Below are 17,478 nucleotides of genomic sequence, written 5' to 3'. Positions count from 1 at the left end.
CCAGGCGTCCATGCCATCATCCGGGCATGTCACGTACCGATATGCCGTCCGCCTGGGACGAGCGCACCATGCTGAGCACCTTCCTCGACTACGCCCGCGCCACCGCCGTCGCGAAGTGCGCCGGACTCTCCGACGAGGAGTCCGGGAACGCGCCGCTGCCCGGATCGCCGTTGATGACGCCCGGAGGGGTGCTCAGCCATCTGCGGTGGGTGGAGCACTGGTGGCTGGACGTGGTCTTCCTCGGCGCGGAGAACCGCGGTCCCTGGACCGACGACGACCCCGACCGGGAGATGCGCATCGGCGCCGAACTCCCCCTCGCGCGGCTCGTCGAGGAGTACGAGGAGCAGAGCGCCCGCTTCCGTGAGCTGGTCGCCGCGCACGACCTGCGGGACCTCGCGAAGAACCCGGTACGGGGCGGCACGCACGTGACCCTCGGCTGGATCCTGATGCACCTCATCGAGGAGACCTCACGGCACAACGGCCACCTCGACATCCTGCGCGAGCTGACGGACGGCACCACCGGCGACTGACCCGCCCGCGCCGCGCCCGTGGGGGGCGAGGCCGCGAGGCCCTGCGCTACGCCGACAGCGCGCGCTCGCCCACCACCTGCCCCCCGCTGAACTCGCCGGTCCGCCGGAAACCCAGCTTCAGGTAGAACTTCTCGGGACCGTCCTCGCCGGGATGCCAGGTCACGGTCAGCCGGTCGCCGCCGCGCCTGCGGATCTCGTCGGAGACGCACCGGACCGCGAAACTGCCGTATCCACGGCCCTGTTCGGCCGCCGAGATGTTCAGCCGCCACAGTCCGGAGCGCAGATCGGGGCGCAGACCGGGGCGCAACTCGGGGCGAGGGAGGTCCGCTGCTGCGTGGTCACCGTCACCGGAGGACCCGCCCGCCGCGAAGTCGGCGTCGAAGAACGCCATCAGGAAGCCGACGGGCCTGCCCCCGTCGACGATGAGCCGCGGCCACGCGATCTCGGGGTGTACGTACGCCTCGGCGAGGGACTTCACGACCGGGGCGACCAAGTGCGTCTGATCCGGGCGCACTTGAATGCTGAGCGCCGCGTCGAGGTTGGACTCGGTGATCTGCTCCAGGCGGAGGCCGGTGGACATCAGGGCTCCTCTTTCAGGGGCGCAGCGCGGCGCGCAGGCTCAGGCCGTGGTGGTGGCGGAGGCGGTAGGCCTCCCAGCAGGACAGGGTGGTCACGGTCAGGGGCGCGCCGAGGATGAACAGGGTGCGGACCGGGCCGGGGACGTCGGCGTACGCGCCGTTCACGAGGTCGAGCAGGGCCATCTCCCAGACGAGCAGCGTGGCGAGCACGGGCGGCATGAACTCGTGGATGTCGGCCGTGCGGAACACATGCACCAGCGACAGGCCGACCCCGTACAGCGCGAAGCCGAGCGACCACAGGCAGGCGAGACCGATGACGATCTTGCCGGGCAGGCCGACCAGGTCGCGGAAGCCCTCCGCGTCCGGCGCGATGGCCAGCGGAAACGTCGCCATGGACGCCACCAGGGCCACGATCGCCCCCGCCGACCGCAGTGCGCGCCGTAGATACAGTCGCCGCAGCCGCCCGCGCGCCGCAGCCACGAACGCGCCGAACACCACGCAGAACGTGCAGATCAGCACCAGCGCGCTGTGCCAGCTCTGGTTGCCGCGGTCGGTGAGGGTCTTCTCGGCCTCCGCGGCGCCGTCGAGCATGCCGTAACCGATCGACATCCACAGCCAGATGCCGAGCCCGAGAGCCGTGCGCCAGAGCTGCAGACGGCCGACGGTGCGGTCCTCGACGCGGTCGGCGCGCGAGGGGCGGAACACCCGCTGCGCGGCGTACAGCGGATTGCGGACACAGCGCCAGAAGCGCTGCCCGCGCGTGGGCGGGGGCGAGGGCAGGTGCGGCCCGGGCAGGGGCGGACGGCCGTACGGGTACGGCGGCTGCTGACCCGGGCCGGGCGGAGGACCCCAGCCGGGCTGCTGACCCCAACCGGGCGGAGGCGCCTGCTGCGGTACGGGATGGGGTGCGGGGTGCGGTCCGGGGTGGGGGCTGGGGTGCTGTCCGGGGTGGGGGCCGGGCTGTTGAGGGCCCTGGTACGGCCCCTGCGATCCTCCCGGCCACGTGCCGTGGCCACTTCCTCCGTACGCGCTCACGGCGTTCCCCCGTCGTCCGATCCTGCCGAGCCCGCCGCATGGTAGCGGGTTTCCGTCGCAGGTCACGCGGGGTTTCCGGGGTGCGGGACCAGGGCCGTCCCGAGGCGGAATCCGGAATGCGAGCTTCCGTACCGCTGGCTACCTTGACCCCATGGCAACTGAAAGTAGCTACACCCTTACTGAACGCATGCGTGCGCCGCACAGGCTGCGCACTGTCGGCCTTCTCTGTGCGGTCGCCGCGGCGGGCGGCCTGCTGACCGGCTGCGGCAGCGACAGCGGCGCGGGAGGCGAGAAGACGTCCAAGGCCGCAGCTGCCGCGGCGGCCGCTGCCCAGACCGAGTCACCGACCGGCACGGCGTCGCCGAGCGAGACCGCTTCGCCGACCGGTACCGCCTCACCGACCGGTACCGCCTCGCCGAGCGAGACCGCTTCGCCGACCGGCACGGCGTCGCCGAGCCCCGGCAGCACCCTCACTGACGACCAGGCCGAGCGGAAGGCCCTCGTGCCCAAGGTCAAGGTGACCTACGACAAGGCGCTCACGACCGCCGTGGACGCCGTGCCGGACTCCAAGCCGGTGGCGATCGAGCTCCAGGGCGGCCCCAATGGCGCCCCGTGGTGGGACGCGGAGGTCGCCAAGGCGGACGGCAGCGTGTCCACGGTGCGCGTCGACGCCGTCTCCGGCAAGGCCGACCAGCCGCGGGCCGACACCGATGAGGGCGCCGACGACAAGCGGCAGCTCGCCGACCTCCTCGGCAAGGCCAAGATCACGCCGGAGGACGCGGCCGCCGTCGCCACCGGCAGGACGAAGGGCACGGTCAGCTCCGTCGAACTCGACGACACCGACCAGGGCGCGACCATCTGGTCCGTCGACGTGATCGACCCGAAGAGCTGGAACAAGACCTCGTACGACATCGACGCGACCAACAAGAAGGTGCTGAAGGAGGAAGTGGACCGCGACTGAGTCCACGGACCGCGCGCAGCCCCGGGTCCCGGCGTCGACATCGGCGCCGGGGCCCCGTCGTGCCGTTCTCTTCTCTCCTTCCTCACCTTCCTCTCCTTTACTGCCGAGTTCGCAATGTGCACGCTTATGTCCCGTTACATTCCTTACGCATGGCTTTGACATGGGCTGCGTACCTTCATGGATGTCGCCACGAACGGCGGCGCACTCTCTGGAACCGAGACCCGGAAGGGCCCTCTTCGCCATGCGTACGACTCCCCGCGCCCTGCGCGTCAGCATCATCGCCACCACCGCGGCCGCCGCCATATCCCTGGGCGCCGCCTCCGGAGCGGTCGCCGCGACCGCTCAGCCCGCGCCGGTCTCCGTCGAGAACACCGCGCACGGCCACGCGGCTCACGGCAAGAAGAAGCGCGTCTACGTGAAGACCGTGAAGCTCGCCTCGAAGGGCCACACCGCGAAGGTGTACAAGCTCGGCAAGGGCTCCTACCAGGCCGATGTCCTGTTCCACGGCAAGAAGTTCGGCACGCTGACGGCGAAGGGCAGGGCGGCGTCGGCGAACCTCAACGGGCTGCACGTCAAGCTCACTTCGGGCGGAATGGTCAGCTCCTGGGTCGACCGCGCGAAGCCCGCGCCGAAGCCCAAGCCCAAGCCCACGCCCACGCCGAAGCCGAAGCCGGTGAACAAGCGTGAGCTGGTCCGCATCGACACTCTGGTGGACGGCAGCCCCGCGAAGATCTACAAGCTCTCCGCACACCACTGGCAGGCCGAGATCGGCGGTGACCTCCAGATCGGTCTTCTGGACGCCGACGGCTTCACCGACTCGGCCGAGAACAACGGCATCCGCGTGGAGTTGACCGATACGGGCGTCATCAGTTCCGTACGCACGGACCCGACTCCCGCCCCGGACCCGGACCCGGTCCCGGATGAGGACACGAATCCGCCCGCCCCGGTCCCGGACGAGGACCCCACGCCCGCCCCGATCCCGGACGAGGACACGAATCCGCCCACCCCGGTCCCGGACGAGGACCCCACGCCCGCCCCGGTCCCGGACGAGGACACGACACCGCCTGTCCCGGTCCCTGACGACCACACGACGCCGCCTGTCCCGGTTCCCGATCAGCAGCCGGACCAGGCGCCCGTCGACCTCGGCTGAGCAGCCTGCCGCTACTCCGCGTTGGGCTCATACGGCTCATACGGCTCATACGGCTCGTACCTGATGACCGCGCGGTTGTCGCGGTGCAGGAACCGGCCCACGACCGCCCGGAGCTCGTCGGCGGTATTGCTCAGCATGTTGCCGAGCGCGCTGCGGACGAGCTGGGGTCGCCGAAGAGCGTGGCGAAGCGGCAGAGTTCGTCGGCGCGCGGCCACGGTCGCGATCGGTCGAGCCGCTCGCGTTCGAGCTGGGCCTGCGCGCGCTCCAGCTCAGCTCGGCCGCGGTGGGCCCGGGGCGCAAGGTTCAGTCGGGTGTGAGTGGCGTGCCGGTGTGCCGCCCGTACGCCCGGCTCATGCGCACCGCTCCCGCAGCAACTCCGCGCCCTCGCCCCGCAGTTCGTCGCAGTACGCGCCACGGCCCGTCATCGCCATGATCAGGGCCAGGGTCGGGCCGGTCACGAGCGCGCCCGCCCCGGCCGTGAACGGGCCGTCGCTCGCCTCGAGGCGCAGGGCGCCGATCCGGCCCTTGGCGAGGACGACCTGGTCCGTGGACGCGTAGTACGTGGCGAGACGCGTGAGCACGTCGACCGGGTACGTGCGCCGGATGCCCAGGGGACGGCGGATGTCCTCGCCGTGGACCACCGTCTCGCCCAGCATCGCCCGCAGCGGCAGCGGAGGCTTGGTTCTGCTCGGCACGGACGCGCGGAAGCGGGCCAACGTCTCGGCCGGGTCGGCCCCGAGCTGTTCGGCGAGGCGCATGGCCACTTGCCGGTCGAAGTCGAACCGGCAGCGGATCACGCCCGCCAGCCAGCGCACCGCGCCCAGCCGGGCCGCGGCCGTGAGGTGGGCGAGCACCTCGCGGACCGTGAGGCCGGTGCACAGCGAAGGCGTCGCCCACCGCTCTTCGCTCAGGCCGGTGAGGTCGTCGGCGAGTGCGGCGCGCTCGGTGTGGATCAGGTGCCAGAGGTCGGTCATGTGCGGTACGTGTCCCGTCGGCTTGCTCGTAGCATCGGTCGCATCGGTCAGGGCGTTCAGGCGAGCATGCGTGCCGCCAGGGTGACCAGCGGGTCTTCCAGGGCGCGCAGTCCGTCGAGGTCGTCGGCGACCAGGCGGACGTCCACGAGCTGGGCGATGGCGGCGACCAGGGCCTCGCAGGCGAAGCGCTGCTCCGTCGAGTGGGCGCCGAAGATGTCGGCGATGGCGTCGCGGAAGCGGCCCTGGATCGCGTTGCGCCGCTCGATGGCCTCGGGGCCGACCGCGTAGATCTCCACCAGGAACAGCCGGGCCAGGGCGGGGTGTTTGGCGAGGGTGCGGAGGTAGATGTGCAGGAGGGTGCGGAAGGCTTCGACCGGTTCGGCGTCGGCGTCAGCACTGGCACTGGCACTGGCACTGGCGGAATCGGCATCGGCATCGGCATCGGGGGTGTCGTCCCGCCGCCTCTCCATCAGCTGCACCAACAGCTCCGCCGCCGCGTCCAGGGACTGGATGAAACAGTCCTGCTTCGAGCGGAACTGCTGGTAGAACGTCTCCCGCGACACCCCGGCCCTGCGGATGATCTCCGCGACCGGTGTGCCGACGTACCCCTTCTCCTGCATCGCCTCGGCCATCGCCATCAGCATCCGCACCCGCTGCGAGGCCACCACCTGCTCACGAGCCAGGTGGTGCTGGCCGCTCGGTAGAGGGCGGGGCGCGGGCGGGACGGCGGGGGATCGGTCGATGCGTGCGCCACGTCTGCCTCCGCCTCCGCGCTCCGGGTCCGGCTCAAGGCGCAGTGTAATGAGGGCGGTGGCGAGCATCTCGTAGTGCCCGACGAGGAGCAGGAACTCCACGGCGGCCGGTTCGTCGAGGTGGGTACGGAGCCGGGCCCACGCTTCGTCGTCCAGGTCACGGTCCGCGTGCAGCAGGTCGACGGCGGCAAGGAGCGCCCGCTCCCGCGCGGACCAGCCGCTCGCGTCCGGGCCTTCGGTCACCCGTCGTACGTCGTTCCGCCCGACGCCGAACCCGCCGGCCGAGGCGTTCGTGATGCGTGAACTCGTAGGCGCAGCCGCACAGATGGGCCACGCGCAGGATGATCAGCTCCGTGTCGCGGCGGGGCAGGGTGCCGCGCGGCATGAGGCGGGCGGCGAAGCGCAGCCAGCCGCGGAACAGCGGCCGGTTCCTGCCGAGCGTGAGGAACAGCGCGGGCGCCCGGGTCCCCGCGACCCGCCCGGCGATCTGGCTGAACACCCAGATCCGCAGGCCCACTTCACGTCGCCCACCGGGCCGAATCCGGGCGGCCGGGCCCGGTCGTGAGCCCGTCATCGCGTCGGTTCCCGTGCTGGATTCATCTCCATCGAGGACGCGCGAACTCCGCCTGATCGAAACTTACTTAAACTGAGCAGCGCATTCGGTAGGGGTCAGGAACTTCTCAAGGTTGAGTCAACTCTAGTACGCATTAAAGCCTCTGAGTGGGTGTTACGATCGGTGTATGAACCTCAAGGAGTGGGCGATCGCGAATGGTGTGCACCCGCACACCGCCTATCGCTGGTTCCGTGAGGGCACGTTGCCGGTGCCGGCTGAGCGAGTGGGGCCGCGCACGATCCTGGTGAACGTCGAGGCGAACTCCTCGACGGCAGCGGTCGAAGGCGTGGGCCTGTACGCCCGTGTCTCCTCGCATGACCAGAAGGACGACCTTGCCCGTCAGACAGCGCGGTTGGCCGACTGGGCTGCAAAGGCCGGGCACCGGGTCGTGCGGATCGAGTCCGAGATCGCCTCGGGCATGAACGGCTGCCGCACCAAGGCCCGCCGACTGCTGGGCGACCCGGCGGTGACCACCGTGGTGGTGGAGCACAAGGACCGTCTCGGCCGCGTGAACGTTGAGCTGGTCGAAGCCGCCCTGTCCGCGTCCGGTCGGCGCCTGGTGGTGCTGGATGACGGCGACGTCGAGGACGACCTGGTACGCGACATGATGGAGGTACTGACCTCGTTCTGCGCCCGCCTGTACGGGCGCCGCTCGGCGAAGAACCGCGCCAAGAAGGCCCTTGAAGCGGCGGCGGCCGGTGGCTGACAAGAAGCAGCTCCGCACCATCGATACCCCGTTTGTAGCCCTCGGCCCGTCCGGTGTGGCGATACGCGACCGCCTGGGGCGCCTCACCCCCGAAGACGAGAAGGTGTTGCGCCTGGTCGGCGAACACCAGGGCCGCCTGGCCTGTCTGGACCTCAAGGCCCGCTGCCAGGCCGGGCACGACCACGACCACGACGCCTGGGCCGCCCGTAAGCGGGAGCTGACCGAGCAGTCCTCGTCGCGTATCGCGGGTGCGATCACGAAAGCCACCCACGATCAATACGGCTTGGCCAGGCGCTGTCTCATGGCGCACATCCAGAACCTCGAAGCCGGTATCCGCACGCTGCGGCACCGGCTCTCCTTGCCGATCGGGGAGAAAGGCAGCAAGCGGGCGCCGGGCGGATACCGCAGCAAGGGCGAGTGGTTCCACAAGTCCCGCCGCCTCGCGACGCTGGAACACCGCCTGGAGGTGGCCCGCGACGACTGGACTTCCGGCCGCGTACGCGTGGTGCGCGGCGGTCGGCGACTGCTCAAGAACCGCCACAACCTCGCCGCCGCTCAGCTCACCGAGCAGCAGTGGCGCCAGCGGTGGGAGGCCGCGCGCTGGTTCCTCGCTGCTGACGGCGAATCGGGGAAGAGGTTCGGTAACGAGACGATCCGCGTCACGCCCCAGGGCGAGGTCAGCATCAAGCTGCCCGCCCCGCTCGCCCACCGGGCGAACGCCCAGCACGGCCGGTACGTCCTCGCCTCTAAGGTCGCCTTCAAGCACCGGGGAGATGAGTGGCGCGACCGGATCGACGCTCATCGGGCCGTCGCCTACCGCATCCACCTCGACGTGGCCCGGGGACGCTGGTACCTCACCGCGTCGTGGACCAGGCCCGTAGTGCAGACCATCCCGCTGGCCGCCGCCCGGGCTGAGGGCATGGTCGGCGTCGACACCAACGCTGACCACTTCGCCGCCTACCGCCTTGACCAGCACGGCAACCCGATCAGCGACCCACGCCGCTTCTACTACGACCTGTCCGGGTCGGCCGACCACCGAGACGCCCAAGTCCGGCACGCCCTGACCCAGTTGCTGCACTGGACGAACCAGGCCGGGGCAAAGGCGATCGGCATCGAGAACCTGGACTTCGCCGCCGAGAAGACGAGGGAGAAGCACGGCCGCAAGAAGCGGTTCCGGCAGCTCATCTCCGGCATGCCGACCGGCAAGCTCAAGGCCCGAATCGTCTCGATGGCCGCCGAGCACGGCATCGCGATCGTCGCCGTCGATCCGGCCTACACCTCCATGTGGGGCGATGAGCACTGGCGCAAGCCCCTGACCAGCAAGACTCGCAACATGACTCGCCATGACGCCGCTTCGGTGGCCATGGGCAGGCGCGCCCTCGGCCACCCGATTCGGCGACGGACAACACCGCCCCACGACGACCAGAGTGATCGCCGCGAGCATCGGAACGTCCAGGCCGATCGCGGCATCCGAGGGCGCGAGGAAACCCGCCCCCGCACTCCCGGACCACGGACACGATCCGTGTCGCCGAACGCGGAGCGAACACGGGAGACCAGGACATCCAAAACCGTTCGGGATGTCCGCAGCGACCAGGAATGGGTCCAAGACTCACTCCTGCTCACTGACTAGGAACGGTACGCAACAGGCGCAAGGGGAACGATGGCCGACAGTGCACGCACCGCCCTCACCGGCGGCCTCCCGGTCGAACTCACGCGCCTGGTCGGCCGCGCGGCCGAACTGACCGAGGTCGCCGAGGCATTGGGGCAGGAGCGGCTCGTCACGCTGATGGGCGTGGGCGGCGTCGGCAAGACCCGGATCGGGCTGCGCGTGGCCCGGCAGGTGCGCGAATCCTTCCCGGCCGGTGTGTACTTCGTGGAGCTCTCCGGCCTGCGCGACCCCGAGCTGCTGCCCAACGCGGTGGCCGCCGTCGTCGACCTGCCCGAGCAGAGCGCCGCGGCGGACGAGGCGGACGAGGCGGACGCCTCCCAACTCCGCACGCTCATCTCCTACTTCGCCGACAAGCCGCTCCTCATCGTCCTCGACACCTGCGAGCATCTGGCCGACGCCTGCGCCCGGTTCAGCCGTGCGGTGCTCCAGTCCTGCCCCGGCGTGCGGATTCTCGCCACCAGCCGACGGCCCCTCGACGCGCCCGGCGAGCGGCTGCTGCAGATCGCCCCGCTCGACGCCCCCGACCCCGACGACGAACGGGCCGACGCGCGCCCGCCCTGCGGCCCCGCCACCGACGCCATGGAACTGTTCGTCGAGCGGGCGGCGGCCGTGTCCGGCGGCTTCCGCCTCACCGACGCCAACCGCACCCAGATCGCCCGCCTCTGCCACCGCCTCGACGGCATCCCGCTCGCCATCGAACTCGCCGCCGTCCGCGTACGGGCCCTGCCCCTCGAACAGATCCTGCGCCGACTCGACAACCGCTTCAGCCTCCTGACCGGCGGCAGCCGCGCCGCGCTGCCCCGGCACCAGACCCTGCGCACCGCCACCGACTGGAGCCACGAGCTCTGCTCAGAGCGGGAACAGATCCTCTGGCGGCGCCTGTCCGTCTTCGCCGGGGAGTTCGAGCTGAGCGCGGCCGACGAGATCTGCGCGGGGTCCGGCCTGTCCGAGGACGACGTCCTGGACTGCCTCATCGGCCTCGTCGACAAGGCGATCGTGCTGCGCGTCGAATCCGACGACGAGGCGGCCGAGCCGGACCGCGCCGAGCCGGACCACGCCGACGCCCCGGACGGCACCTGCGGCCGGGCCCGCTACCGGATGCTCGACACCCTCCGCGAGTACGGCCTCGAACGCCTCCAGGCCGCCGGCGAGGAGTACCCGTACGCCGCCCGGCACCGCGACCACCACCTCGCCCTGGCAAGGGAGTTCGGCCGCCGCTGGCTCACCGGCGGGCAGGTGCCGCGGATGCGCGCGATGTGGCGGGAGCGGCCCAGCCTGCGCAGCGCCCTGGAGTTCTGCTGCGCCAACCCGCAGGAGGCCCCGGCCGGCCTGGAGATGGCGACCGCCCTGTGGGGGCTGTGGCTCGGCATGGGCCGGATCGTGGAGGGCCACTACTGGCTCGGCCGGCTCCTCCCGCTCTGCCCCGAGCCCAGCCCCGTCCGCATGCGCGGCCTCTGCGCACTCGGCGACCTCACCCTCATGACCGGCCACCACCGGCAGGGCCTCGACCTGTCCGACGAGGCGGCGGGCCTCGCCGAGAAGTACGACGACCGGCTCGCCCTCGGCTACGTCGCCAAGAACCGCGGCCTGTACGCCACCCTCACCGGCGACGCCGAACGCGCGCTCAAGCACGTCACCGAGGCCCGTACCCTGTTCGCCGCCCAGGGTGAACGTGCCCTGGAGGGCTGGGCGTTGGCGACCCTGTGCGGCGCGTACACCGTCGCCGCGCAGCCGGAGAAGAGCCTCGCCCTGCACGACGAGGCGATCGCCCTCATGGACCGCGGGGAGCGCTGGGTGCAGGGCTGGCTGCACTGGCAGAAGGGCTGCTCCCAGTGGGGCCTCGGCCGCTTCGACGAGGCCAAGCGGACCCTCAGCACAGCGGCCGTGCTCTGCCTGGAGATCAACCACACGCAGGTGCTCGCCTTCTCCCTGGACACGCTCGCGTGGGTGGCCGCCGCCGAGAGGCGGTACGCGCAGGCCGCCCGCTGCCTCGGCGCCGCGGCGAAGCTGTGGGAGAAGTTCCACGAGCCCCGCCTCGGCATCCGGAGCATGCACGAGGCGCACCAGGCGGCCTGGGCGCAGGCCGAACGCCGACTCGGCCCGCGACGCCACCGGCTCCTCCTCGACGAGGGCGCCGCCCTGCCCCTGCACGAGGCCGCCGCCCAGGCCGTCGGACCGGCCAGGCCCGCGCTCCCCGCGGCCCGGCGCGCGCCCACGGCGAACAACTGGGAGGCGCTCACCGCACGCGAGCGCGAGATCGCCCTGCTCGTCGCGGAGGGCCTCTCCAACCGCCGGATCGCCGAGCGCCTCGTCATCTCCAAGCGCACGGTCGACTCGCACCTGGAACACATCCTGGGCAAGCTCGCGTACGCCTCCCGGACCCAGATCACGGCCCTCGCGCACGCGCAGGGGCGGCGAACCCCGCCGTGACCCGGGAATTCTCGAGTTGAAGCCCCCTGGACATCCGGCAACGATGCTGGACATGGGCACCCCCGATGACAGCGCCGCGGATGCGGACGGCGGTGGGCGCCGCCGCGTGGCACACCGCCGCATCCGCATGACCGGTCGCGACCCCGCCGAGCACCACCGCGCCGCCACCCCGCTTGAACTGCTCTTCGACCTGACCTTCGTCGTCGCCATCGGCACCGCCGCGCACCACTTCGCCGAGATGCTCGCCGAGGACCACGCGGTGCAGGCGATCACGGCGTTCGTCATGGCGATGTTCGCCATCAGCGTCGCCTGGATCAGCTTCACCTGGTTCGCCTCCGCGTTCGGCACCGACGACTGGCTCGACCGGGTCCTGACGATGGTCCAGATGATGGGCGTCGTCGTGTTCGCGCTCGGCCTGCCCGCGTTCTTCCACGCCATCGAGGAGGGCGACCACCTCGAACTGCGGGGCATCGTCATCGGGTACGTGATCATGCGCGTCGCGATGGTCTCGCAGTGGTGGCGCGCGGCCCGTGAGTCACCGGAGTTCCGGCACGTCGGCCACGCCAACATCCGCTGGACCGTGATCGCGCAGATCGGCTGGATCGCGCTCGCCTTCGCCACCGGACTCCCGCTCGGCCTCGCCTTCGTCGCGTTCATCCTGCTCGGCGCCCTGGAGCTGCTCCTGCCCGTCCTCAGCCAGGGCAGGGCGGGCGGCACCCCCTGGCACCCGCACCACATCGCCGAGCGGTACGCCCTGTTCGCCATCATCACCCTCGGCGAAGGCGTCGTCGGCACCGTCGCCTCCTCCGGCGACCTGCTCGGCGGCCCGGACGGCAAGCACTGGGGCGTGGACGCCGTCGCCGTCGTCGTCGCGGGCGTCGGCCTCACCTTCGCCATGTGGTGGGTCTACTTCACGACCCCCTTCGGCGACATCCTGATCCACCGCCGAGGCCGCGGATACCTCTTCGGATACGGGCACATCCCGCTGTTCATCGGCATCGCGGGCGCCGGGGCGGGCCTGCACGTGGCGGGGCTGCAGCTGGAGCACCACTCGAAGCTCGGCGAGCCCGCGGTGGTCCTCTCCCTCGCCGTCCCCGTCGGCCTCTACATCCTGATGGTCTACCTGCTGCACACCTTCCTGCTCTCCACCACCGACCCCTTCCACGCGCTCCTCATCGCCCTGACCGTGCTGGTGCTCGCCGCGGCGGTGCTCCTGTCGGTGGCCGGGGTCGCGCTGTCGGTCTGCCTGGTGGTGGTGATGCTCGCCCCGTTCGTCACGGTCATCGGCTTCGAGACGATCGGGCACCGGCACCAGCGGGCCATGCTGGCGGGCCTTGGCAAGGCGGAGTAGGGGCGTCTCCCTCCAGGGCTGTCTCCCTCCAGGGCTGTCTCCCTCCAGGGCTGTCTCCCTCCAGGGCTGTCTCCCTCTAGGGGTGTCTCCCTCCAGGTACGAAGAGCCTCGCCCCCGCAAGGGAGTTCCAGGCACGAAGAGCCGCTCCCTCCAAGGGAGTTCAGAGCCGCCCCGACACCACGCCGCGCCAGGTCCATCCCGCCGAGAGCACGGCCTCACGGAGCGGGTCCTTGAGCGCCGCGCTGTCGAAACGGCGTGACGTCACCTCCGTACCGGACCCGTGCACGCCCCCGCCGAACGTCCAGCGATGCGAGGTCGTCCGCACCTGGCCCCGGGTGGCCTCGGCGGACAGGGAGAGCGTGGGGGTGCCGCCGGCCCAGGTCACCTCCCACTGCCGGTCGACGGCGCGCACCTCGTGCTTCTCCGTGACCAGGCGCAGGCACACCTGAAAGGTCCGGCTGACGTGCGTGCGGGCGAAGAACGCGTACCAGGCGGGGTCGGAGATACGCCACTCCGCGACGAGGTCGGCCCGTTCCGGCAGGTCCTGGCCGGGTGCGCCGCCATGGATGACGTACGGCACCTCCGGACCGTTGAGGGCGAGCAGGGCGGCCCGTACGTCGTCGGCCGGGAGCGGGGTGACGCCCGCTGCGGGGCGGCGGGTGCCGGTCAGCCGGTCGAAGAGGCCCATGGGCTCAACCTGGACTTTCCTGTCGTGGCTCGAGGAGTGTCCCCCGTGTCCCCTTCAAGCTTGCCCCCGCACTCCCCGCCGCCGCACCCTCCCGGACGCCCGCATGCTCCCGGACGCCCGCATGCTCCCGGATGCCCGCATGCTCCCGGACCCCCGCGCCCGTACGCGCCCGCCCGCCGCCCGCCCGCGTGCCCGGCTCCCCCTGCCTCCGTGCCGGGGCGGGGGAGCGGTCGGCGCGAGTGCGACCGGGCCGCCCGTGTGGTGTTCGAGGCGGATGCCGTGGGCGACCAGGCGGACCAGGCTGAGCGCGATCAGGGCCTCGGCCCAGTAGAACGCCGCGTAGTCGAGCAGGCAGCCGTTGGGTGGCGAGCCCGGGGCCGCGTCGCGCAGGCCGACCAGGGCGAACAGGCTCGCGGCCGCCCAGCCGAGCGCGCCCCACTGCAGGCCGCGCCGCTGACCGACCACCAGCCAGCACGCCACCGCCACGGAGAGGCCGACCGCCCACATCGAGCCGATCATGAACCAGGCCAGGATGAACGTGCTCCGGGACCGGCCGGCCGTGCCGTCGAAGGCCGCCCACGCACCGTCCCCGCCGGTGGCGCGCGGCTCGAAGCTGAAGTGCGCGTTCTGGTCCTGGAACAGCAGCGCCACGGGCACCCGTTTCCCGCCGGAGTCGGCGGAGAGCGCGATGCGGGTGGCGTACCGGTCGAAGGGATAGTCCGACGGCGTGCCCTCGAACAGCGCCACGTCGATGACCTTCACCCAGTTCACGCTCTGCTGCCGGAACGTCAGCCGCTCCTGGCCGGGGGCGTTGGTGTGCAGCGTGATGTCCTCGGCGGCGTAGCCGAACTTGTCGGCGTACCTGCCCTTCGGGAAGACCTTCAACTGCACCGTCGCGCGCCGCATCTCGGGGTCGACGGCCTGCACGGCGGCGTTCACGTCGATCCGGTCGCGGGCGTCCTGCGCACCCGCGGTCACCACCCTCTGCCGCGTCTGGCGCTCGTCCACGTACAGGCCGATGCCGAGGCCGAAGAGGCCGAGCAGCGCGGCCACGCCGATCAGCAGTCGGCGGAGGGCGGACGGACCGGGCATGAGCCGATCCTCGACCGGCGAGGCGGGCCGCGCCAGGCGACGACCCCGTACGGGAGACGGAACCGGGACCGGGACGGCACCGGAACCGCACCGGAACCGCACCGGGGCCGAAATGGCCTGAAGCGTCCGTCTGGCCGGGAACGCCCGTGGGCATGCTGGCGGCATAGAACCTGGCGGCATTGAACCTGGTGGCATTGAACAGGGGATCCAGCGGACGCCGGATAAACCGTGGAAGAGCCGTGGCAGAGCCCTGGAAAGAACCGTGGAAAGAGCCGTGAACAGTGGAGAGACGACCCAACTCGCGGTTGCGCGCCCTCCTCGCCGAAGCCGCCTGGAGCAATGAGCAGTGCGCTCGCGCGGTGAACGCCGTCGGGGCCGAGATAGGCCTCGTCCTGCGCTACGACCGCACCTCGGTGGCCCACTGGCTCTCCGGTACGCAGCCCAGGCCGCCCGTGCCGCACCTCGTCGCGGAGACCTTCTCGCGGCGGCTCGGCCGCGTCATGACACCGGTCGCCGTCGGCTTCGCGCGGTCCGCGGCGGGCGCCGAACCGGCAGACAGGGCCGGACCGCGCGCGGCTCCCGGCTCCGCCGTCCGCGCCCTCGGCTCGCTCACCGGGCGCGACGCCGACCCCGTCGAGCGGACCGCACTCGCGGGCGAGCCCTACCGCGCGCTCGGCGCCCCACCGCACTGGTCCGAAGCCGGTGATACGGGCCGAAAGGGCGCGGGGCGGCGGGAGTTGGCGCGGGTCGGCGGGGCCGAGGTCGACCTGCTGCGCGGGGCCGTACGGCACTTCGCGGCGGCCATGGACGTGCACGGCGGCGGCCACGCCCGCCCCGCCCTCGCGCACTACCTCGCCGACACGGCCACGACCTGGCTGCACGCCCCCGGCGACGAACGCACCCACCGCCAACTCGGCACCCAGAGCGCGTACTTGGTGTTCATCCTGGCTCGCATGCACAGCGACATGGGCTGCCACGGCATCGCCCAGCGCTACCTCCACCTCGCCCTCGACCTGGCCCACGAGGTCCAGGACGGGGCCGCGTGGGCCATCACCCTGCGCGCGATGGCCGCCCAAGCGCTCCACCTGGAACACCGGCGCACCGCCCGGCAGTACGCCCAGGCCGCCGTGGACGCCCTGCCCGCACACGTCGGCGACGCCGTACGGGCGTTCGCCCTCGCGCAGTTGGCGGTCACGCAGGCCGCACTCGGCGACCGGGATGCCGCGCTCGCCGTGTTGGGCCGAGCCGAGGACCACGGGCGCAGAGCCGGCGTCGGCGACCCGTTCGGGGACTACCCGTCCGGCGCGCTGTCCTTCCAGAAGGCCGAGGTGCACCGGGAGCTGGGCGATCTGCGCGCCGCCGCGCGGGCCCTGCACCGCTCCACCCGGGAACGCCCCGCCCACGACCGCCGCGGCCTCGCCCTCACCCTGGCCCGCCGCACCGAACTCCTGCTGCGCAGCGGCCGGATCGGCGAGGCCTGCGAGGTGGGCCACCAGTTCCTGGAGGCGGGCGGCGGGCTGCGCTCGCACAGCGTCGTCACCGCCGTACGCACGATGCGCGGCAACCTCGAACCCCTGGCCCGGCACCCGTCCGTACGGGCCCTGCTCGAACGGGAGCGCTCGCTCGGGTAGCAGCCCGCCCGCACCGCCCCACATGCGAGCGCCCCCGACTTGTGTTCGTATGCCATGGAGTTCGGCCCGCCCCGGTGGGCCCGCCCGGCATACGAGAGGAAGTCCGCCCATGAACGACCCCTTCGCGTTCAGCCGCCTGATCCCCGCCCCGCCGGAGCCCGCTCCCGCCGGGCCTTCCGCTGATCGCTGCCAGGGCCGGCCGACCAGTGAGTTACGCGCCCCGGAAGCCCGCCCGAAGGCCCCGGCCACCGGCCCCGTTCCGGCCCGCCGCCCGGACGGCGCAGCCGCTGTGGTGCCGGGGGACAAGTGACGGAGGTTCCCGCGGAGGAAGGCGTGGCACAGCAGACGGAACCCGGACAGCGGAGGTGAGTTCCGAGGCGTACGACGACGGCGGGACTGGCGACGCTGCTGCTCGTCGGAGCGCTCGCCACCGGCTGCGGCGACGACAGCGAGCCGGACCCCATGCGCGGACAGCAGTGGGCCCTGGACACGCTGGAGCTGCCGGGCGCCTGGGGGACGGCGAAGGGCGACGACACGGTGATCGCCGTGGTCGACTCCGGCGCCGACCTCGAACACCCCGACCTCAAGGGCCGGTTGGTCCACGGACACGACTTCGTCGACGGCGACGACGAGCCTCCAGGGGGCGTCTCCCCCTGGACCGCAACGGCCACGGCACTCACGTCGCCGGGATCGCTGCGGCGCACACTGACAACGGCGTCGGCGTCGGCGTCGGCGTCGCGGGCGGGGCGCCGGGTGCGAAGATCATGCCGGTGAGCGTGAGCGTGAGCGTGAGCGTGAGCGTGAGCGTGAGCGTGAGCGTGAGCGTGAGCGTGAGCGTGAGCGTGCTCGGCGCCGACGGGGCGCCGTCGTCGTGGCCGCCGCGGGCATCGACGGGGCGAACACCCAGCCGTACAAGGTGACCACGCCGGTCCTGGTCGTCGGCGCCAGCGACCAGAACGGCCGGCCCGCCGAGTTCTCCAACTGCGGTGCGCAGAACGCCGTTTCGGCCCCCGGCGTCGGCATCCTGTCGACCCTCCCGACGTACAGGACCCGGGAGACCCTGAAGAACGACTCCGGCTCCGGCGAGCTCGACGGCACCTCGATGGCCTCCCCGTACGTCGCCGCCGTGGCCGCGGTGCTGCACGCGCAGGACCGCGACCCGGACCAGATCATGCGGGCCATCCGCTCCACCGCGAAGAACCCGGACGCGGACGCCAAGCTCGGCCTCGGCATCGTGGACGCGGAGGCGGCGGTGCAGGCGAAGAAGTAGCGCGGCGGGCCCGACCTCGTGCGGGCCCGCGCCCGGCGCCGGTCGCCG

The 17,478-nt window shown here is 71.9% G+C and carries 20 protein-coding genes; 12 read left to right on the top strand and 8 right to left on the bottom strand.

The window, feature by feature from the left end; translation table 11 throughout:
- The first annotated feature begins 26 nt into the window (after nucleotides 1-26).
- A complete protein-coding gene (locus RCO28_RS22655; protein WP_308943035.1) occupies nucleotides 27-530 on the top strand; it encodes a DinB family protein in 504 nt (167 codons plus the stop codon).
- A 46-nt stretch (nucleotides 531-576) separates the two neighbouring features.
- On the opposite strand, the gene RCO28_RS22650 is transcribed toward RCO28_RS22655, so the two are convergent.
- Together RCO28_RS22650 and RCO28_RS22645 are read right to left on the bottom strand one after the other, a co-directional pair.
- Nucleotides 577-1,110 (bottom strand): GNAT family N-acetyltransferase, encoded by a 534-nt coding sequence (locus tag RCO28_RS22650; RefSeq protein ID WP_308943034.1) that lies wholly within the window; start codon nucleotides 1,108-1,110, stop codon nucleotides 577-579.
- A 13-nt stretch (nucleotides 1,111-1,123) separates the two neighbouring features.
- Nucleotides 1,124-2,143, bottom strand: a complete 1,020-nt coding sequence (locus RCO28_RS22645) for a hypothetical protein (RefSeq protein WP_308943033.1) — start codon at nucleotides 2,141-2,143, stop codon at nucleotides 1,124-1,126.
- A gap of 151 nt (nucleotides 2,144-2,294) precedes the next feature.
- On the opposite strand from RCO28_RS22645, the gene RCO28_RS22640 reads away from it, so the two are divergent.
- Both RCO28_RS22640 and RCO28_RS22635 read left to right on the top strand, forming a co-directional pair.
- Entirely contained in the window at nucleotides 2,295-3,104 is an 810-nt protein-coding gene (locus RCO28_RS22640; RefSeq protein WP_308943032.1) for a PepSY domain-containing protein, read from the top strand.
- A gap of 241 nt (nucleotides 3,105-3,345) precedes the next feature.
- Nucleotides 3,346-4,254: a hypothetical protein gene (locus tag RCO28_RS22635; RefSeq protein ID WP_308943031.1), complete on the top strand. Its 909-nt coding sequence runs from the start codon at nucleotides 3,346-3,348 to the stop codon at nucleotides 4,252-4,254.
- Nucleotides 4,255-4,265: 11 nt separating this feature from the next.
- Here the strand turns inward: RCO28_RS22635 and RCO28_RS39385 are convergent, their stop codons facing one another.
- The 4 genes from RCO28_RS39385 to RCO28_RS22615 form a co-directional block, all read right to left on the bottom strand.
- Complete coding sequence (locus RCO28_RS39385; RefSeq protein ID WP_374991221.1) at nucleotides 4,266-4,391, bottom strand: hypothetical protein; 126 nt, start codon at nucleotides 4,389-4,391, stop codon at nucleotides 4,266-4,268.
- Nucleotides 4,392-4,604: 213 nt separating this feature from the next.
- The gene (locus tag RCO28_RS22625) at nucleotides 4,605-5,228 is read right to left on the bottom strand and encodes a maleylpyruvate isomerase family mycothiol-dependent enzyme (RefSeq protein ID WP_308943030.1); all 624 of its coding nucleotides are present in this window, start codon (nucleotides 5,226-5,228) and stop codon (nucleotides 4,605-4,607) included.
- 56 nt (nucleotides 5,229-5,284) lie between these two features.
- Nucleotides 5,285-6,223 (bottom strand): TetR/AcrR family transcriptional regulator, encoded by a 939-nt coding sequence (locus RCO28_RS22620; RefSeq protein WP_308943029.1) that lies wholly within the window; start codon nucleotides 6,221-6,223, stop codon nucleotides 5,285-5,287.
- A complete protein-coding gene (locus RCO28_RS22615) occupies nucleotides 6,138-6,554 on the bottom strand; it encodes a carboxymuconolactone decarboxylase family protein (RefSeq protein ID WP_308943028.1) in 417 nt (138 codons plus the stop codon). The genes RCO28_RS22620 and RCO28_RS22615 overlap by 86 nt, the downstream gene beginning before the upstream one ends.
- 166 nt (nucleotides 6,555-6,720) lie before the next feature.
- Between RCO28_RS22615 and RCO28_RS22610 the strand changes: the two genes are divergently transcribed.
- The 4 genes from RCO28_RS22610 to RCO28_RS22595 all read left to right on the top strand — a co-directional run bounded on the left by RCO28_RS22610 (nucleotide 6,721) and on the right by RCO28_RS22595 (nucleotide 12,749).
- On the top strand, nucleotides 6,721-7,299 hold the full coding sequence (locus RCO28_RS22610) for an IS607 family transposase (RefSeq protein ID WP_308943027.1): 579 nt from the start codon (nucleotides 6,721-6,723) through the stop codon (nucleotides 7,297-7,299).
- Nucleotides 7,292-8,929 carry a transposase gene (locus tag RCO28_RS22605; RefSeq protein WP_308943026.1) on the top strand — a complete coding sequence of 546 codons (1,638 nt, stop codon included), beginning with the start codon at nucleotides 7,292-7,294 and terminating at the stop codon, nucleotides 8,927-8,929. The genes RCO28_RS22610 and RCO28_RS22605 overlap by 8 nt, the downstream gene beginning before the upstream one ends.
- Before the next feature lie 30 nt (nucleotides 8,930-8,959).
- Nucleotides 8,960-11,398: a LuxR C-terminal-related transcriptional regulator gene (locus RCO28_RS22600; protein ID WP_308943025.1), complete on the top strand. Its 2,439-nt coding sequence runs from the start codon at nucleotides 8,960-8,962 to the stop codon at nucleotides 11,396-11,398.
- Between the two features lie 127 nt (nucleotides 11,399-11,525).
- A complete protein-coding gene (locus RCO28_RS22595) occupies nucleotides 11,526-12,749 on the top strand; it encodes a low temperature requirement protein A (RefSeq protein WP_374991226.1) in 1,224 nt (407 codons plus the stop codon).
- A 160-nt stretch (nucleotides 12,750-12,909) separates the two neighbouring features.
- Here the strand turns inward: RCO28_RS22595 and RCO28_RS22590 are convergent, their stop codons facing one another.
- On the bottom strand, nucleotides 12,910-13,437 hold the full coding sequence (locus RCO28_RS22590) for a hypothetical protein (RefSeq protein ID WP_308943023.1): 528 nt from the start codon (nucleotides 13,435-13,437) through the stop codon (nucleotides 12,910-12,912).
- 54 nt (nucleotides 13,438-13,491) lie between these two features.
- On the bottom strand, nucleotides 13,492-14,529 hold the full coding sequence (locus RCO28_RS22585; RefSeq protein ID WP_308943022.1) for a DUF4436 family protein: 1,038 nt from the start codon (nucleotides 14,527-14,529) through the stop codon (nucleotides 13,492-13,494).
- Nucleotides 14,530-14,810: 281 nt separating this feature from the next.
- Here RCO28_RS22585 and RCO28_RS22580 point away from each other — a divergent pair, with 281 nt between their 5' ends.
- The 5 genes from RCO28_RS22580 to RCO28_RS22560 all read left to right on the top strand — a co-directional run bounded on the left by RCO28_RS22580 (nucleotide 14,811) and on the right by RCO28_RS22560 (nucleotide 17,430).
- A complete protein-coding gene (locus tag RCO28_RS22580) occupies nucleotides 14,811-16,160 on the top strand; it encodes a hypothetical protein (RefSeq protein WP_308943021.1) in 1,350 nt (449 codons plus the stop codon).
- Between the two features lie 109 nt (nucleotides 16,161-16,269).
- Nucleotides 16,270-16,470, top strand: a complete 201-nt coding sequence (locus RCO28_RS22575) for a hypothetical protein (protein ID WP_308943020.1) — start codon at nucleotides 16,270-16,272, stop codon at nucleotides 16,468-16,470.
- 152 nt (nucleotides 16,471-16,622) lie between these two features.
- Entirely contained in the window at nucleotides 16,623-16,934 is a 312-nt protein-coding gene (locus tag RCO28_RS22570; RefSeq protein ID WP_308943205.1) for a hypothetical protein, read from the top strand.
- Nucleotides 16,850-17,080, top strand: coding sequence for a hypothetical protein (locus tag RCO28_RS22565; protein WP_308943192.1), 231 nt, complete (start codon nucleotides 16,850-16,852; stop codon nucleotides 17,078-17,080). Before RCO28_RS22570 ends, RCO28_RS22565 begins: the two co-directional genes overlap by 85 nt.
- Nucleotides 17,032-17,430 (top strand): S8 family serine peptidase, encoded by a 399-nt coding sequence (locus tag RCO28_RS22560; protein ID WP_308943019.1) that lies wholly within the window; start codon nucleotides 17,032-17,034, stop codon nucleotides 17,428-17,430. The genes RCO28_RS22565 and RCO28_RS22560 overlap by 49 nt, the downstream gene beginning before the upstream one ends.
- The last annotated feature ends 48 nt before the right edge of the window (nucleotides 17,431-17,478 follow it).

The sequence above is a fragment of the Streptomyces sp. LHD-70 genome (assembly GCF_031157275.1).
In the GTDB taxonomy this organism is placed as follows: Bacteria; Actinomycetota; Actinomycetes; order Streptomycetales; family Streptomycetaceae; genus Streptomyces.
The sequence above is the reverse complement of the archived record's forward strand: the minus strand, read 5'-3'. Positions and strand labels throughout refer to the sequence as shown.

What these genes read in the sequence shown, in the direction of transcription:
- RCO28_RS22610 (WP_308943027.1), top strand. Translation starts at nt 6,721, where the DNA reads ATGAACCTCAAGGAGTGGGCGATCGCGAATGGTGTGCACCCGCACACC.
- RCO28_RS22650 (WP_308943034.1), bottom strand. Translation starts at nt 1,110, where the DNA reads ATGTCCACCGGCCTCCGCCTGGAGCAGATCACCGAGTCCAACCTCGAC.
- RCO28_RS22585 (WP_308943022.1), bottom strand. Translation starts at nt 14,529, where the DNA reads ATGCCCGGTCCGTCCGCCCTCCGCCGACTGCTGATCGGCGTGGCCGCG.
- RCO28_RS22600 (WP_308943025.1), top strand. Translation starts at nt 8,960, where the DNA reads ATGGCCGACAGTGCACGCACCGCCCTCACCGGCGGCCTCCCGGTCGAA.
- RCO28_RS22655 (WP_308943035.1), top strand. Translation starts at nt 27, where the DNA reads ATGTCACGTACCGATATGCCGTCCGCCTGGGACGAGCGCACCATGCTG.
- RCO28_RS22590 (WP_308943023.1), bottom strand. Translation starts at nt 13,437, where the DNA reads ATGGGCCTCTTCGACCGGCTGACCGGCACCCGCCGCCCCGCAGCGGGC.
- RCO28_RS22575 (WP_308943020.1), top strand. Translation starts at nt 16,270, where the DNA reads ATGAACGACCCCTTCGCGTTCAGCCGCCTGATCCCCGCCCCGCCGGAG.
- RCO28_RS22570 (WP_308943205.1), top strand. Translation starts at nt 16,623, where the DNA reads ATGCGCGGACAGCAGTGGGCCCTGGACACGCTGGAGCTGCCGGGCGCC.
- RCO28_RS22595 (WP_374991226.1), top strand. Translation starts at nt 11,526, where the DNA reads ATGACCGGTCGCGACCCCGCCGAGCACCACCGCGCCGCCACCCCGCTT.
- RCO28_RS22625 (WP_308943030.1), bottom strand. Translation starts at nt 5,228, where the DNA reads ATGACCGACCTCTGGCACCTGATCCACACCGAGCGCGCCGCACTCGCC.
- RCO28_RS22640 (WP_308943032.1), top strand. Translation starts at nt 2,295, where the DNA reads ATGGCAACTGAAAGTAGCTACACCCTTACTGAACGCATGCGTGCGCCG.
- RCO28_RS22635 (WP_308943031.1), top strand. Translation starts at nt 3,346, where the DNA reads ATGCGTACGACTCCCCGCGCCCTGCGCGTCAGCATCATCGCCACCACC.
- RCO28_RS22615 (WP_308943028.1), bottom strand. Translation starts at nt 6,554, where the DNA reads ATGACGGGCTCACGACCGGGCCCGGCCGCCCGGATTCGGCCCGGTGGG.
- RCO28_RS39385 (WP_374991221.1), bottom strand. Translation starts at nt 4,391, where the DNA reads ATGCTGAGCAATACCGCCGACGAGCTCCGGGCGGTCGTGGGCCGGTTC.